General features: G+C 68.4%; 15 protein-coding genes. 1 reads left to right on the forward strand and 14 read right to left on the reverse strand.

Going from position 1 to position 15,697, the window contains the following annotated elements; translation table 11 throughout:
• The first annotated feature begins 56 nt into the window (after window positions 1-56).
• On the forward strand, window positions 57-1,124 hold the full coding sequence (locus tag AC1ROD_RS09070; protein WP_492947934.1) for a hypothetical protein: 1,068 nt from the start codon (window positions 57-59) through the stop codon (window positions 1,122-1,124).
• On the opposite strand, the gene lpxB is transcribed toward AC1ROD_RS09070, so the two are convergent.
• From lpxB to AC1ROD_RS09140, 14 genes are all read right to left on the reverse strand, one after another.
• Window positions 1,121-2,269, reverse strand: a complete 1,149-nt coding sequence (gene lpxB, locus AC1ROD_RS09075; protein WP_492947935.1) for a lipid-A-disaccharide synthase — start codon at window positions 2,267-2,269, stop codon at window positions 1,121-1,123. The genes AC1ROD_RS09070 and lpxB overlap by 4 nt on opposite strands.
• Entirely contained in the window at window positions 2,266-3,114 is an 849-nt protein-coding gene (gene lpxI / locus AC1ROD_RS09080) for a UDP-2,3-diacylglucosamine diphosphatase (RefSeq protein WP_492947936.1), read from the reverse strand. The genes lpxB and lpxI overlap by 4 nt, the downstream gene beginning before the upstream one ends.
• A 4-nt stretch (window positions 3,115-3,118) precedes the next feature.
• The gene (lpxA, locus tag AC1ROD_RS09085; RefSeq protein WP_492947937.1) at window positions 3,119-3,907 is read right to left on the reverse strand and encodes an acyl-ACP--UDP-N-acetylglucosamine O-acyltransferase; all 789 of its coding nucleotides are present in this window, start codon (window positions 3,905-3,907) and stop codon (window positions 3,119-3,121) included.
• Between the two features lie 2 nt (window positions 3,908-3,909).
• Window positions 3,910-4,395 (reverse strand): 3-hydroxyacyl-ACP dehydratase FabZ, encoded by a 486-nt coding sequence (fabZ, locus tag AC1ROD_RS09090; RefSeq protein ID WP_492947938.1) that lies wholly within the window; start codon window positions 4,393-4,395, stop codon window positions 3,910-3,912.
• Entirely contained in the window at window positions 4,392-5,411 is a 1,020-nt protein-coding gene (lpxD, locus tag AC1ROD_RS09095; RefSeq protein ID WP_492947939.1) for a UDP-3-O-(3-hydroxymyristoyl)glucosamine N-acyltransferase, read from the reverse strand. Before lpxD ends, fabZ begins: the two co-directional genes overlap by 4 nt.
• A gap of 16 nt (window positions 5,412-5,427) precedes the next feature.
• The gene (locus AC1ROD_RS09100) at window positions 5,428-6,015 is read right to left on the reverse strand and encodes an OmpH/Skp family outer membrane protein (protein WP_492947940.1); all 588 of its coding nucleotides are present in this window, start codon (window positions 6,013-6,015) and stop codon (window positions 5,428-5,430) included.
• A 37-nt stretch (window positions 6,016-6,052) separates the two neighbouring features.
• Entirely contained in the window at window positions 6,053-8,404 is a 2,352-nt protein-coding gene (bamA, locus tag AC1ROD_RS09105) for an outer membrane protein assembly factor BamA (protein WP_492948432.1), read from the reverse strand.
• Between the two features lie 137 nt (window positions 8,405-8,541).
• A complete protein-coding gene (locus AC1ROD_RS09110) occupies window positions 8,542-9,759 on the reverse strand; it encodes a M50 family metallopeptidase (RefSeq protein WP_492947941.1) in 1,218 nt (405 codons plus the stop codon).
• A 21-nt stretch (window positions 9,760-9,780) separates the two neighbouring features.
• The gene (gene dxr / locus AC1ROD_RS09115; protein WP_492947942.1) at window positions 9,781-10,977 is read right to left on the reverse strand and encodes a 1-deoxy-D-xylulose-5-phosphate reductoisomerase; all 1,197 of its coding nucleotides are present in this window, start codon (window positions 10,975-10,977) and stop codon (window positions 9,781-9,783) included.
• Complete coding sequence (locus tag AC1ROD_RS09120; RefSeq protein ID WP_492947943.1) at window positions 10,974-11,792, reverse strand: phosphatidate cytidylyltransferase; 819 nt, start codon at window positions 11,790-11,792, stop codon at window positions 10,974-10,976. Before AC1ROD_RS09120 ends, dxr begins: the two co-directional genes overlap by 4 nt.
• Window positions 11,792-12,547 carry a polyprenyl diphosphate synthase gene (uppS, locus tag AC1ROD_RS09125; RefSeq protein ID WP_492947944.1) on the reverse strand — a complete coding sequence of 252 codons (756 nt, stop codon included), beginning with the start codon at window positions 12,545-12,547 and terminating at the stop codon, window positions 11,792-11,794. The genes AC1ROD_RS09120 and uppS overlap by 1 nt, the downstream gene beginning before the upstream one ends.
• 33 nt (window positions 12,548-12,580) lie before the next feature.
• Window positions 12,581-13,138 carry a ribosome recycling factor gene (gene frr, locus AC1ROD_RS09130; RefSeq protein WP_492947945.1) on the reverse strand — a complete coding sequence of 186 codons (558 nt, stop codon included), beginning with the start codon at window positions 13,136-13,138 and terminating at the stop codon, window positions 12,581-12,583.
• A gap of 25 nt (window positions 13,139-13,163) precedes the next feature.
• A complete protein-coding gene (pyrH, locus tag AC1ROD_RS09135; RefSeq protein ID WP_492947946.1) occupies window positions 13,164-13,907 on the reverse strand; it encodes a UMP kinase in 744 nt (247 codons plus the stop codon).
• Window positions 13,908-14,014: 107 nt separating this feature from the next.
• The gene (locus AC1ROD_RS09140) at window positions 14,015-15,631 is read right to left on the reverse strand and encodes a M20/M25/M40 family metallo-hydrolase (RefSeq protein ID WP_492947947.1); all 1,617 of its coding nucleotides are present in this window, start codon (window positions 15,629-15,631) and stop codon (window positions 14,015-14,017) included.
• Window positions 15,632-15,697: the final 66 nt, after the last annotated feature.

The following is a 15,697-nucleotide window of genomic DNA, read 5'->3' on the forward strand; positions in this document are numbered from 1 at the left end:
CCTGGTCTGGTCCACAAAAGGCGGCGGCTCTAACCGCGTACAGGGAAGGATCGACCATGAGGCTCCTCGCGATCGCATCGATCCTGCTGGCCACGGCCTGCGCCGCACCCGTCGCCCGGATCGAGGCTCTGCCGCTGGATGCGAATGGCGCCGAGCCCGTCTTCCTGCTCAACAGTGGCAGCTGGACCCTGTCGTCTGCCCGGCCCGCCTTCCCGCTGACCGAGAGCCAGCCCGCGCTCAGCGGCATGTCGGGCGCCGCGACCGCCACCCCCTTCGGCTGCGGCCTCGTGGACGTCCATGGCGGCTATTTCTCCGGCGATCGTGGCCGTCTTGCCTGCGTCTCGCGCGGCCCCGGCGGGCGGCTGCGCCTGACCCGACTGGGCGGCCGTATCGACTATTCCCGGGTTTACGACGCCGCTCCTTCCAACGGCGGCTATGTCGTTGTCGCCCGCCCCTACAAGAGCCGGGCCGCGCAGGTCATGACGCTTTCGGCGGCGGGCGACCTGTTGCACATGATCGCGCTGCCGGACGTCTACGACTGGTCTCCGGATCAGATCGCCCTTCTGCCGACGGGCCGGGTTCTTGTTCTGACGCGCACCGCCGGGGCCTGCGAATGGCGCGTTCTCGAACGCAGCGGAGAGACCTTCGTGACGGTCTCCGTCACCCCTGCGGACCATGTCTTCCAGTGCCAGACCTCAAACCGGGGCGAAGAGATCATCCGCGACCAGGCGACCGGCCAGATCTACCTCCGTCAATTCTATCCCGACAAGAACGCCCTCTACCGGCTGGACGACAACGGCGCGGAGCGCGGCCCGGCGACGCTGGCGGTGCGCGACATGGCCGCTCTCCTGCCGATGGAGATGGGCTCGCAGCTGGCCAAGGTCTCGGTGCTGGACGGCGCCCTCTATTTCGAAGCGCCGTCGGTCTCGGGCCCGACCGTGGTTCGCTACGACCTCGCGACCGAAAAGCTCAGCCGCACCGACCTCAGGGCCGCGAGCGGGCAGTGGCATGACGCTGGTCGCGTCCACGGCCTGATGCTGACCGGTAAGGCCGACGACCGGATGCAGATGGCGGTCATGAGCCCGAGGGGCGCTATCGAGGTCGGTCCCGTGGCGCAGGACTAGCCGCGCTCGCCGATCACCTTGAGGACCGCCTCGGCGGCGATCTCCGACGGGTCGCGCCCGCCCCGGCCCATCCGGTCCAGCGCCGTCTTCTGGCGGGCCGCCTGCGCCACGCGGGCCTCCGGATCGTCCAGCAGCGCCCCGACGGCCCCGGCCAGCTTCTCCGCCGTGGCGTCCTTCTGGATCAACTCCGGCGCGATCATCTCGTCGGCGGCGGTGTTGAACAGGGTCGCGAACTTGCCGGTGAAGAACGGCTTCATGATCGCATAGCTGAGGCCGTCGAACCGGTAGCCGATGACCATCGGCGCCCCCGCCAGCGCCAGTTCGGTCGAGACGGTGCCCGAGGTCGCCAGGGCGACGGTCGCGGCGCGCATGGCGTCGTACTTCTCGTCCTCCTGCACCAGATGCACGCGGAACGGCCAGGCGGCGACGCGGGCGGTGACGTCGGCGGCGACGGTGCCCGCGACCACCACGGCGACCTCCAGCCCCGGATGGGTCTTCCTCAGCAGGGCGACCGCCTCGCCATAGACGGGCGTCATATGGCGGATCTCCGACGGCCGGCTGCCCGGCAGGATCAGCAGCAGGGGCGCATCGGCCGCCAGCCCGCGTGAGGCTCGGAACCGCGCGCCGTCGGCGCTGTCCATGTCCACATGCAGGGCCTGTGACCCGACCACGGTCGTCGCCAGCCCCTCGGCCTCGAACCAGGGCGCGTCGAAGGTGTAGAGCGCCAGCAGATGGTCCACCGTCGCCGCCAGGGTCTTGGCCCGTCCCGGCCGCGACGCCCAGACCTGCGGCCCGACGTATTTGATCAGGGGCACGCCCGGCAGGGCCTCGCGCAAGGCCTTGGCCACCCGGATGGTGAAGCCCCAGCTGTCGATCAGGACCACGGCGTCGGGCCGCTCCTTGACCGCCAGAGCCACCGTGTCCGCCACCCGCGCCTTGACCCGCTTGTAGGCGCGCAAGCCCTCCAGCCAGCCGAGGATGGACAGTTCGGCGATGTCGAACGGGCTCTCGACGCCTTCTGCCGCCATCTTGGGCCCGCCGACGCCGACAAACGTCACGGCCGGATCGCGCGCCTTCAGCGCCTTGGCCAAGCCCGCGCCCAGGGCGTCGCCCGAGGCCTCGGCGGCGACCAGCATGATCTTCATGACCTGTCCTCGCCCCAGACGAACAGGCCCAGACGGTTCGCGGTCTCGATCAGGGCCGGGCGGTCGATCAGGATCAGCTTGCCCGCCACCCCGCCGACGCCCGCCAGCCCGGCCGCGGCGGACAGCTCCAGCGTCCGCGTCCCGATCACCGGCATGTCGACGCGCAGGTCCTGAATGGGCTTGGGCGCCTTGCCCAGCGCGCCCTTGAGGGCTCCGGCGGCCCCGCGAAGGTCGGCCGGCAGTCCGGCGACGCGGCTCAGCATGGCGTCCGTTCCCTCCTGGGCCTCGACGGCCAGCACCAGTCCGTCACAGACGACCGCGCCCTGACCGATGTCCAGTTCGCCCGCCTTTTCCGCGACATGCAGCGCCTTCCTGAGGTCGGCCAGCTGGTCTTCGGTCGGCGAGACCGCGCCCAGAGCGCCCGGCGCCAGCGTCTCTCCGCCCAGAATGTCGTCGGCGCCCTCGACGGCATAGCCCTCGTTCTCGAACACCGACAGGATCTTGCGCAGCAGGGCGTCGTCGCCCCTGGTCGCCGCCGCGATGATGCCGGGCAGCAGGGTCGCCCCCTTCAGATCGGGCTTCAGGCTTTTGAAGTCTGGCCGGTTGACGGTGCCGGCGAAACAGACGGCCTTGCAGCCCGCCGCCTTCAACGCCGCCAGCGCCTTGCCCAGCTCGGCCATGCCGATCTCGGCGCCCGCATAGCGGACCAGATGCGGATCGGCGAAGCCGGTCAGGCGGATCACGAACAGGTCCCGATCCTCGGCCTCGCAGCGCGCCGCGATGGCCAGAGGCAGGGCCCCGCCGCCGGCGATCAGACCCAGCTTGGGCGCGTGCGGCGCGCTCACCGCCTCACTCGCCCGGAAGGCAGAGCGGCCGCTTGCCGCCGTCGCGGATGAAGGCGACGATCTCCATGATCTCGGGCAGGTCGGCGTAGGTCTCCTCGACCCCGTCCAGGCGGTCGGCGAACACCCCGTCGGCTTCGAACAGGTCGCGGAAGGCGGCCAGCAGGCGACGCACCGCGTCCTTGCCGTAGCCCTTGCGCTTCAGCCCGATCAGATTCAGCCCGTGCAACCGCGCGTGGTTGCCCCAGGCCGAGCCATAGGGGATGACGTCGCGCGTTACGGCGGCCAGACCGCCGACGATTGCGCCCTGCCCCACCCGGCCGTTCTGGTGCACGGCGCACAGCCCACCCAGGAAGACCTTGTCGCCGATCTGGGCATGACCGCCCAGGGTGGCGTTATTGGCCATGACGACATTGCTGCCGACGACCGCGTCGTGGCCGACGTGGGCGCCGGTCATGAACAGGTTGTTGGAGCCGACGCGCGTCACGCCCGAACCCTGGGGCGTACCCCGGTTGAAGGTCGAGTGCTCGCGGATCGAGTTGTCCGAACCGATCTCCAGCCGCACCGGCTCGCCCTTGTAGCCGTTGTGCTGCGGGTCGCCGCCGATGACGGCGAAGGGATGGACGATGGTGCGGGCGCCGATCGTGGTGTCCTGCTGGACCACCACATGGCTGACCAGGGTGACGTTCTCGGCCAGGCTGACGCCCGGTCCGACCGTGCACCAGGGTCCGATCTGCACCCCGTCGGCCAGCTGGGCCTCGGGGTGGACGATGGCGGAGGGATGGATGGTGGCCATGATCAGGTCGCCGGCTGGTCGACCGTGACCACCATGGCCATGAACTCGGCCTCGGCGGCCAGTTTGTCGTCGATGAAGGTCTCGCCGCGGAATTTGTAGGCGTCGCCGCGGGCGCGGGTCACGATCACCTTCATCTTCAGCTGGTCGCCCGGCCGCGCGGGCTTGCGGAACCGCACCCCGTCGATCGACATGAACATGATGACCTTGTCCGCCACGGCGACGTCCATGGTCTTGGACATCAGCAGGGCGCCCGTCTGGGCCATGGCCTCGACGATCAGCACGCCCGGCATGACCGGATCGATCGGGAAGTGGCCCGGGAAGAAGGGCTCGTTGTGGGTGACGTTCTTGATGCCGGTGATCGAGGTCGCGGGCACGAAGTCCTCGGCCTTGTCGACCAGCAGGAAGGGATAGCGGTGCGGCAGCCGCCGCATGACTTCGGCGTAGTCGATCTTCACGCTGTCCGGGGCGGTTTCGGAGCCGTCGCTCATCCCTCTGATTCCTTCGTACGCTTCTTCGGGGCGACCTGTTTGGACACCCAGACCGTTTCGCGCAAGAATTGTCGAAGCGGCTTCGCGGGATAGCCGGACCAGACCTCGCCCGCCGGCACATTGGCCAGAATGCCGCCCCCGGCCGCGACGGCTGCGCCGTCACCGATGGTCAGGTGGTCGCCGACCCCGGCCTGGCCGCCGAACATCACGTTGTCGCCGACGGTGACCGAGCCCGACAGGCCGCTCTGGGCCGCCATCAGGACGTTGCGCCCCAGCACGCTGTTGTGGCCGATCATGCACAGGTTATCGATCTTGGAGTTCTCGCCGACGACCGTGTCGTCATAGGCGCCGCGGTCGATGCAGGTATTGGCCCCGACGGTCACCCCGTCCTGGATGATCACCCGACCCAGCTGGGGGATGTCGACCGCCCCGGCCTTCGATCCGGCGGCGCCGAAGCCCGCCTCGCCGATCCGGGCGCCGGCATAGATCTTCACCCGGTCGCCGATCAGGGCGAACCACAGGCTGGCGTTGGAGCCGATGGCGCAGTCGCGGCCGATCTGGACGCCCGGACCGATGACCGTATTGGCCCCGATCCTTGTGCCCCGGCCGATGCGTACGCCCTGCCCCAGCACCACACCGGGCTCCAGAACGACGCTGTCGTCCTCACAGGCCTCTTCGCGCGTCGCGGCGGTATCGAGCGTCCGGGCCCTGTGCAGACGCAGCGACGCCCGCGCCCAGGCGGCCTGGGCCTCGCTTGAGGTGATGACCGCCACCCCCTCGGGAACCGCGTCCACCGCCGAGGCGGGCACGATCACGCAGCCGGCCTTCGTCTGCGAAAGCGCAGCGGCGAATTTTCGGTCGGCCAGAAACGACACCGCGCCCCGGTCCGCGGAGGACAGGGGCGCGACGGAGGCGATCTCGGTCTCGCCGCCCCGGACGACCGTCCCGCCGATCAGCTCGGCCAGGGCGGTCGCCGTCAGGGACGGCAGGGTCTCGAAGAACCTGGTATCGGGCATGCGCCCGTTCCCGACCTTACTGGCCCTGCTGGACCGGAACCGGCAGGCGGTTGAAGGTCAGCGTGGGCAGTTGGGCGTTCAGGCGGGTGATGACCTCGCCCGTCACGTCCATGGCGGGGTTCATGATGAAGACGCTCTCGCGGTCCAGCATGATGCCGCAGCCCTTTTCCTGGTAGACGGCGACCAGGATCGGCTCGACGGCGACCGAGATCAGGCGGCGCTGTTCGCTCAGGGTGTAGCGCAGCTCGTCTTCACGGGTCTGTTGCAGCTGCTGGGCTTCCTGGGCGCGGGCCTGCAGGGCCTGGCGGCGCTGGTTCATCTGGTCGGCCGGGATGGTCGCGGCGCCCTGTTGCAGGGCCGTGGCCTCGGTCTGGATGGCGGTCGCGTAGGGCTGGAGCTCGCCCTGTACTTCGTTGGCAAGTGCGGCCATGCGGGTCTGGACCGATTGGCCGGCCGTCGAGGTCGCCAGCATCTGCTGGTTGAAGAACACGCACACGCCCGGGATCACGGGACCGGGATTGGCCGGGCCGGCGGTCTGGGCCGAGGCGGCCGAGGCGGCGAAGAGCGAAGCCAGCGCGACAGCGCCGATAAGCAGGGTTTTCATTTCAGGCCTTTGTGCGGTCCTTTTGGACCTGCGGTTGTCAGAACTGGGTTGAAGTCGAGAAGCGGAAGGATTCCGTGCGGTCATAGTCTTCCTTGGACCAGACCTTGGAAATGTCGAAGCGGATCGGGCCCATCGGGGACTTCCAGTGGATGCTGACGCCGGAGGCGGCGCGCAGCGACAGGTCGTCGACGATATTGGTGTCCTGCACCCCGGTCGAGGTCAGGGTGTAGCGGTCGTCGAGCACGCCCAGGGTCCCCACGTCCGTGAACAGCGAGGTCTTGATGCCGTAGGTATCGGGCAGGAAGTTGGGCACGGTCAGTTCAACGGTTCCGACGGCGTAGAAGTTGCCGCCCAGGGCGTCGTTGGTCGACAGGTCGCGCGGACCCATGCCGGCCGTCTCGAAGCCGCGGAAGGTGTTGCCGCCGCGGAAGAAGCGGTCGTTGATGCGCACCGCGTCGCCGGACCAGCCGCTGACATAGCCCACCGAGCCGTCGACGCTGACGATCCAGGACGGGGTGAAGCCGTAGTAGACCGAACCCTCGACCTCGGTCTTGATGTAGTTCACGTCGCCGCCGACGCCGGCCAGATCCTGACGGACCGTGCCGTTCCAGCCGCGCGTGGCGCGGATCGGGTCGTTGCGGCGGTCGATGGCCAGCGTATAGCCGACCGAGGAGTTCAGCGAGGCGCCGACCTGTTCGCACAGGGCCCGCGAGCCGCCGCCGCCGGTCGAGCAATAGCCGGTCGGGACGATGATCTCATCGTCCTTGATGAAGTAGCGGGTGCTCAGGCGGGTATAGCCGTTGATCGGATACGACAGACGCAGACCGGCCCCGGTCGAGCGATAGTCGAACGACGACTCGTCCTGGAAGTCATAGCGCGAGTGGAACAGGTCGAAACCGGCGCCGATGTCGCGGCCCAGGAACTTGGGCTCGGTGAAGCGGAAGTCCAGCTGCTGACGCAGCGAGCCCCATTCGGCGCGGGCGACAACGTTCTGGCCGCGGCCGCGGAAGTTCCGCTCCGTGATGCCCAGGTTGACGACGAAGCTGTCGACCGAGGAGAAGCCCGCGCCGACCGAAAGCTCGCCGGTCGGCTGTTCCTCGACCTTGACGTTGACGACGGTGCGGTCCGGGGCCGAGCCGCGGACTTCGTCGATGGTCACGTCCTTGAAGAAGCCCAGGGCGCGCAGATTGTTGCGCGAGCGTTCGATCAGGGTGCGGTTGAAGGCGTCGCCTTCGGTCAGCATCATTTCGCGACGGATGACCGGGTCGATGGTGCGGGTGTTGCCGACCACATTGATGCGGTCGATGTAGACCCGCTGGCCTTCGGAGATGTTGAAGGTCACGTCGACGGTGTCGGTCTCGGGGTTGGCCCGGTACGACGGCTTGATGTCGACGAAGGCGTAGCCCGCAGAACCGGCCGCGAAGGTCAGGGCGTCGACCGAGCTCTCGATCTTGTCGCTCTCGTACAGCTGGCCTTCCCGGATCGGGATCAGCAGCTTCAGGAAGTCGGCGTTCAGGCGGCTGTTTTCGGTGACGACGTTGATCTTGCCGAAATTGTACCGGTCGCCCTCGTCGACCGTCATCGTCAGGCCGAAGGCGTGGTCGTCGGGGACCAGTTCGGCGACGGCGGAGACGATGCGGAAGTCGTAGTAGCCCCGGTTCGTATAGAATTTCCGCAGTTGCTCGCGGTCATAGTCCAGACGGTTGGGGTCGTAGTTGTCGTTCGAGCTGAACAGCCGATACCAGGCCGATTCCTTGGTCACCATGACCTCGCGCAGCTCGCCGTCCGAATAGGCGGTGTTGCCCAGGAAGGTGATGGCCTGCAGGCCGGTCTCCGGGCCTTCGTCGATCTCGAAGACGACGTCGACGCGGTTCTGTTCCAGCTGGACCAGCTTGGGCGTTACGGTCGCGGAGATCCGGCCCGAGAGGCGGTACAGTTCGATGATCTTGCCGACGTCTTCCTGCACCTTGGCGCGGGTATAGATGCCGCGCGGCGCCAGGGTGACCTCTTCGGTCAGCTTCTTCTCCGAGAGGGCGCTGTTCCCCTCGAAGGTCACCTGGTTGATGATCGGGTTTTCGACGATCGAGACCACCAGGTCGCCGTTCGGCTGCAGGCCGATCTGGACGTTGGCGAACAGCTGGGTGCGGTTCAGGGTGCGGACCGCGACGTCCAGCAGCACGGAATCGACCGTGTCGCCCGGCTGGATCGGCAGATAGGACAGGACCGTGGTCTGGTCGATGCGCTGGTTGCCCTCGACCAGGATGCGGTTGACCACCCCCGTCTCGGCCGGACGCGGAGCCGGAGCGGCGGCGGGCGCGACCTGCACGGTCGGCGGCGCGGCGGGCGCAGGCGTGGGGGCGGCGGCGGGCGCCGGCGCGGTCTGGGCCATGGCGGTCCCGCCCAGTCCTGCGGCGATCACAAGGGTCATCGCACTGCAGAGCGGCGCCCGGAAGCGGGCGGCCATGGCGGCGGGAGCACGTCGGTCGGTCATCATCATACGGGAAACCATCGGGGGCTGGCGTCGGCTCAACTGACGAGCCCGCCGAGGAATTTGAACAGGTTCAGCTTCTGCAAGTCGTTCCAGGTCGCGAACAACATCAAACCCGCCAGCAAAGCAAGACCGACCCGGTATCCCGCCTCCTGAACCCTGGCCGCCACGGGTTTCTGCGCCACAGCTTCGTAGGCGTAGAAAACCAGGTGACCACCGTCCAGAACCGGGATGGGCATCAGATTGATGAAGCCGATTCCGATCGAAAGTATGGCGGCGAAGCTTGTCATCGTGAGGAGCAGATTCAGCACGATGGCGACGGGGTCCGGGTTGGCCGCGACGGCGGCGCTGGTCAGGGCGCCGGAGGCCTTGGCCATGCCGAGCGGCCCGCTCAGCTGGTCGCCGGACTCGCGGCCCGAGAAGATGCGGCCGATGTATTTCATCGTCGTGCCGAGGATTTCGCCCGTCTGACGCACTCCCTCGCCCACCGCCTGAACGGGATTGTAGCGGACATAGCGGGTTTCGGCCCGGGTCGAGGCCAGACTGATGCCGATCCGGCCCGCGCTGACCCGGCCGGCGACGGGGTCGTTCCAGACCTGCCGTTCCGGCGTGGCGGTGAGGTGGACGGACGCGCCGGCGCGTTCGACCGTGAAGTCGACGGGGTCGCCGCTGCTCAGATTGACCTTGCGCATGACGTCCGACGAATCCCGGATCGCCTTGCCGCTGATTTCAGTGATGACATCGCCCGCGCGGAACCCGGCGATCGCGGCGGGCGATCCCGGAGCGACCTCGGCGACCCGCGCCGGATGCAGGACCACCCCGACCAGCGAGAACAGGATGGTGAAAAGGGTGATGGCCAGGACGAAATTGGCGAACGGTCCGCCGGCGGTGATCAGGGCCCGCTGCCACACCGGCTTGAAGTGGAAATAGTCGCGCTCTGCGCCCGGGCCGTGCTCGGCGATGACGCGCCCGCGCAGCTCGGCCAGACCCGCCTGGTCCGGCACGCTGGCGGCATCCAGATCGCCCGAGAATTTCACATAGCCGCCCAGCGGGATCCAGCCGACCCGCCATTCGACGCCGCGCTTGTCGGTGCGGCTCAGCAGGGCCCGGCCGAAACCGATCGCGAACCGGTCCATCTTCACGTTGAAGGCGCGCGCAATCAGATAGTGGCCCAGCTCATGGATGGTGACGACGAAGGTCAGCACCAGCAGGAAGGGCACGATGTAGATCAGGATCTGACCCAGGGCGCTCAGCATTCGAACGTCGTCTCCTTCGCCTCAGGCGGCGATAGCCAGGCTGGCGACGATGCCTCCCGCGATTCTCCGTGCTTCTGCGTCGACGGCCAGGGCCGCGTCGCAGGCATCGTTGAAACCGGAATCCATCCCCGCGCTCATCGCCCGCTCAAGCGTTTCGGCGACGACTGCGGCAATATTGAGAAAGGTCAGCCGACGGTCAAGGAAGGCGTATGCGGCGACCTCATTGGCGGCGTTGAACACCGTGGGGGCCGAACCGCCCGCCGTCAGGGCCTCGCGGGCCAGTTTCAGCGCCGGGAATCGCTCGTAATCCGGCGCCTCGAACGTCAGTTTGCCGAGCGCGGCCAGGTCCAGCTTCGGCGCCGGCCAGGCCAGGCGGTGCGGCCACGCCAGGGCGCAGGCGATCGGCGTCTTCATGTCCGGCGGCCCCATCTGGGCCAGGGTCGAGCCGTCGACGTACTCGACCATCGAATGGATGATCGATTCGGGATGGACCACGACGTCGATCTTTTCGGCCGGCATATTGAACAGATAGGCGGCCTCGATGGTCTCCAGACCCTTGTTGGCCATGGTCGCGCTGTCGACCGAGATCTTGGCGCCCATCGACCAATTGGGGTGGGCCACGGCCTGTTCGGGTGTCATCCGCGCCATCTCGGCCAGGGGCGTTCTGCGGAACGGCCCGCCCGAGGCGGTCAGGATCAGCTTTTCGACCCGCTCCGGCGCCTCGGCAGGGAACACCTGAAAGATGGCCGAATGCTCCGAATCGACCGGGATCAGCGTCCCGCCGCTGTTTGCGATCCGCTCGATCAGGCGCGGGCCGCAGCAGACCAGGCTTTCCTTGTTGGCCAGGGCCAGGGTCGCCCCCGTCCCCGCCGCCGCCCAGGTCGAGCGCAGCCCCGCCGCGCCGACGATGGAGGCCATGATCCAGTCGGCGGGCCGGTGCGCGGCCTCGACGACCGCCTCATCCCCCGCCGCCACGTCGATATCGAGTCCGCCGAGGGCGTCGCGCAGGTCCTGCAGACGCTTCGGATCGGCGACGACCACCTGCTTCGGCTTCCAGCGCCGCGCCTGTTCGGCCAGCCGGGCGACATTGCCGCCGCCCGTCAGGACCTCGACCTCGAAGGCGCCGGTCCCGGCCGCCTCGGCCTGATCCATCAGGTCCAGCGTCGAACAGCCGACCGAGCCGGTCGACCCCAGCACGCTGACGCGGCGCCGGATCATACCGTTCGCTCCAGCAGGATCACCAGCCAGCGACCCAGGGCCACCACCACGACCGCGAACATCAGGCCGTCGACCCGGTCCATCAGTCCGCCGTGGCCGGGGATCAGATTGCCCGCGTCCTTGACCCCGAAGCGGCGTTTCAGGCCCGATTCCCACAGATCGCCGGCCATGGTCGCCAGCGCGGCGGCCAGACCCAGGACGGCGCCCCAGAACATGTTCAGACGGCCCATCTCCAGCCAGTGCGCCATTCCGGCGCCGGCGATCATCCCGGCCGCCAACCCGCCGATGAAGCCGGACCAGGTCTTGTTGGGCGAAAAGCGCGGCCACAGCTTGGGCCCGCCCACGGCGCTGCCGACCAGATAGGCCAGGATGTCCGAGGCCCAGGCCACGGCGAAAACCAGCACCGTCCAGTGCAGCCCGACCGGCGAATGATCGTCCCTCAGCCAGATCAGCAGCACCGCCGGCCAGCCCAGATAGAGGACGCCATAGGCCGCGTTCAGGGCCTCCTGCCCCCGGCTGCGCGCGAACAGGCCCGCCGCCCCCGCTCCAAAGACCAGCAGCACAAGAGCCAGTGAAAGTTGCCCGACATGCGCCGTCACGACCGCTGCGAACAGACCCAGGGCCACCGCCCCGGTCATCATCCGCCAGGCGCCGGGCGCGCTCATCATCGCCCATTCGACGGCCAGCAGGGCGCAGGCGATCAGGATCAGGGCAAGGAACCACACGCCCCCGGCCCAGGTGGCCAGGACGGCGGCGGGCGCCAGCACGACGGCTGACGCGGCGCGAATGCCGATGTCCCCCACCTTGAGCGCCATCAGCCCGTCGCGAGCGCCGGTTGCGCCATCAGCCCGCCGAACCGGCGATCCCTGTTGCGATACTGTTCGACGGCCTCGCCCAGCGGTCCGGCGCCATAGTCGGGCCAGAGGACGTTCTGGAACACCATTTCAGCGTAGGCGGCTTCCCACAGCAGGAAGTTCGACAGCCGCTGCTCGCCCGAGGTGCGCACGATCAGGTCGACCGGCGGTCCGCCCGCGGTCGACAGGCCGGCGCTCAGAGCCGCCTCGTCCAGCGGGCCGACGGCCTCACCGGCCAGGACCTTGTCGATATGGCGCTGGGCGGCGTCGACGATGTCGGCCTGACCGCCGTAGTTGAACGCGACCTGCAGCAGGAAGCGGGTGTTGTGGGCGGTCTGGGCCTCGGCCCGGTCCACGATGGCGGCGATGTCGGCGGGCAGGCCCTTGCGGCGGCCCAGCACCCGCACCCGCACGCCCTCGCGCGCCAGTCGGTTCAGATCGCTGGCCACATAGGAGCGCACCAGACCCATCAGGTCCGACACTTCCTCCACCGGGCGGCGCCAGTTCTCGGTCGAGAAGCCGAACACCGTCAGGCATTCGATTCCGTACTGGGGCGCGGCCTGGACGGTGCGTTTCAGGGCCTGGACCCCCTCGCGGTGGCCCATGGCGCGCGGCAGCCCCCGGGCCTGCGCCCAGCGACCGTTGCCGTCCATGATGAGCGCGACATGCTTCGGACCTTCGACAGGTTCGGGCAGACCGGCGGTGGGTGCCGTCATTTCATAGCGTCCTGGCAGGACCTGAGGCGGACCTCAGACCTGCATGATCTCAACTTCCTTGGTCTTCAAGGTCTCGTCGATGCGTTTGATGGCGGCGTCGGTGTCCTTCTGGACCTCGGTCTCCATCTTCTTCTGTTCGTCCTGGCTGATGTCGCCCGCCTTCTCGGCCTTCTTCAGGTCGTCGTTGGCGTCGCGGCGCACGTTGCGCACGGCGATCTTCTGCTGTTCGGCGTATTTGGCGGCCAGTTTGGCCAGGTCCTTGCGGCGCTCCTCGGTCAGGGGCGGCACGGGGATGCGCAGGGTCTGGCCGTCGGTGACGGGGTTCAGGCCCAGGCCGGCGGAGCGGATGGCCTTCTCGACCGGACCGACCATCGACTTGTCCCAGACATTGACCGAGATCATGCGCGGCTCGGGCACGCTGATCGCGGCGACGGCGTTCAGCGGCGAGCGCGAGCCATAGGCCTCGACCGAGACCGGATCCAGCAGGCCGGCGTGGGCCCGGCCGGTGCGCAGGCCCGAGTATTCTTCCTTCAGCGAGGCCACGGACTTGTCCATGCGCTCGCGATAGGTGTTCAGGTCTGGCTTCGCCATGTTGTTCTCCTTGAGTCTCTTATAGTCAGGCGACGGTGGCGTTGTCGCTGATCACCGTAAAGGCGCCCTCGCCGCGCAGCACTCGGTGGAAGGCCCCCTCCTCCCGGATCGAGAAGACGACGATCGGAATGCCGCTGTCGCGCATCAGGGCCACGGCCGAGGCGTCCATGACGCGCAGGTCCTGCGCCAGCACCTGCTGATAGGTCAGCGTATCGTAACGGGTGGCGTTCTTGTCCTTCTTGGGGTCGGCCGTATAGACGCCGTCCACGCTGGTGCCCTTCAGCAGGGCGTCGCAGCCCATTTCGGCGGCGCGCAGGGCGGCGCCCGAGTCGGTCGTGAAGAACGGTGCGCCAACGCCGGCGGCGAAGATCACGACCCGGCCCTTTTCCAGATGACGCAGGGCGCGACGGCGGATGTAGGGTTCGGCGACGGCCGGCATGGTCAGGGCGCTCTGCACCCGGGTCTGGACGCCGATCTTCTCCAGCGCCGCCTGCATGGCCAGGGCGTTCATGACCGTGGCCAGCATGCCCATCTGGTCGGCGGTGGCGCGGTCCATGTCCCCGGCCGCCTTCGACAGGCCGCGGAAGATGTTGCCGCCGCCGATCACCAGGCAGATCTCGATGCCCTCGCTGGCGACCGAGCCGACGGCCCGGGCCACCTCGGCGACCGTCTTCATGTCGATGCCGTAGGGCTGGTCGCCCATCAGCACCTCGCCCGACACCTTCAGCAGCACCCGTTTATATTTCGGGGCGTGTTCGACGTCGGACATGGGAAAGCTCTTTCGCGAGGGGCGGCGCGGATTCGGGACAGCGCCTTATAGACGAAGGGCGCCCCTCGCTTCAAAGCCTTATGGATACGATCTTTTCGCAGATCGTCTCAGTCGCGGGCCGGATAGGCGAACGGGTCGCTCGGCGTCGGCGTGGTCGGCAGCGGCATGCGCGGCAGGGGCTCGTCGCTGTTGGCCGCGCTCAGCAGGATGCTGGCCAGCACCACGGCCGCCTGACGCAGGTCCTCGGCCTTCAGGTGGTCGTAGGTGTCGACCGAGGTGTGGTGGATGCGGCTGTTGTAGTCGAGCGGGTCCTGGATGAACTGGAAGCCCGGGACGCCCACGGTCTGCATATAGACGTGGTCGGTGCCGCCCGACGGGCGCAGGCCCACCGTCGTCACGCCCATGCTCTCGAACGGCTTCAGCCACTGCTCCAGGATCGGGGCGGCGGCGATATTGCCCTCGGCGTTGATGCCGCGGATCTTGCCCGAGCCGTTGTCGATGTTGAAATAGGCGACCAGGTCCGAATAGGTCGAACGCGGCTGGATCGGCCAGCGGGCGCGCCAGGTGCGGTTGTTGGGCATGTTGGCGAAGGCCGGATCGCTCAGCGGCGCCCGCGTCGCCAGATGCTGGTCGACATAGGCCAGCGAGCCCCACAGCCCCTGCTCTTCCCCGCTCCACAGGGCGAAGCGGATGGTGCGCTTGGGCTTGACGCCCATGGCCTTCAGGATGCGCGCGGCCTCCATGATCACCGCGCTGCCGGCGGCGTTGTCCGAGGCCCCGTCGCCCGCGACCCAGCTGTCCAGGTGGGCGCCGGCCATGACGTATTCGCCGCCCCGGGCCGAACCCGGGATGTCTGCGATGATGTTGTAGGCGTTGACGTCTGAGTCGTCGTACTGGACCTCGCTCATCAGCTCCAGCGTCGGCGCCGTGCCGCTCAGGGCCAGGCGGGCCAGACGGCGATAGTCCTCGGCCGCCAGCTCCATGCCGGGCACGGTCGGGGTCTGGCCGACGCGATAGCCCGAGCCGGTGCCGTGCAGCAGGTCGCCGTCACGCGCCGACATCCGCACCATGGCGATGGCGCCCTCGGCCTTCAGGAAGGCGTCCAGCTTGCCCGCAAATTCGGCCTGCGGGCCACGCAGCGCCCGCTCGGCGCCTGCCGGATCGTTGCGCGGCTGGGAGAAGGACATCCGGTCGGCCAGCTGGGCGTCGGTCCAGCGCAGGAAGGGCGCCGTGTCGGGCTCCGAGCCCGTGTCCGGGGTCGAGATCATCACGATCTTGCCCTGCAGCTTGCCCTTCCAGGCGTCGAACTGGCCGGCCGAGGTGATCGGAGCGACCACGACCGGGCCGCTGATGGTCCCGCCGGTGCCGGGCGTCCAGGCGATCGGGATGGCGTGCAGGTCCAGCGGACGGGGCTCGATCATCCGCGCGCTCGAGCGCACGATCGACCAGCCGCGGCCGAACTCGAAGCCCTCGGCATGGACGTTCGACAGGCCCCAGTCGCGGAACTGCTGCTGGGTCCAGCCCTCGGCCTGACGCATGGCCGGCGAGTTGGTCAGGCGGCCGCCGATGACGTCGGTCAGGTGCTGGGCCGTCTGCATCACCTGGCTGTGGTTCATGCCCTGATCGACGATGCCGTTGACGGCGTTCAGGTCCACCTCCTGGGCCAGCGACGGCGTGGCGATGAACAAGGCGGCGGCGGAAACGGCGGCGAGCAGACGTGACATGGCGGGGGCCCCAACTTCGATCCAGACTCAAATGAGGCCCTTCTGTGCCCGGAACCGTCACGGTTC

The organism is Brevundimonas sp. GW821-FHT12E07 (genome assembly GCF_058807035.1).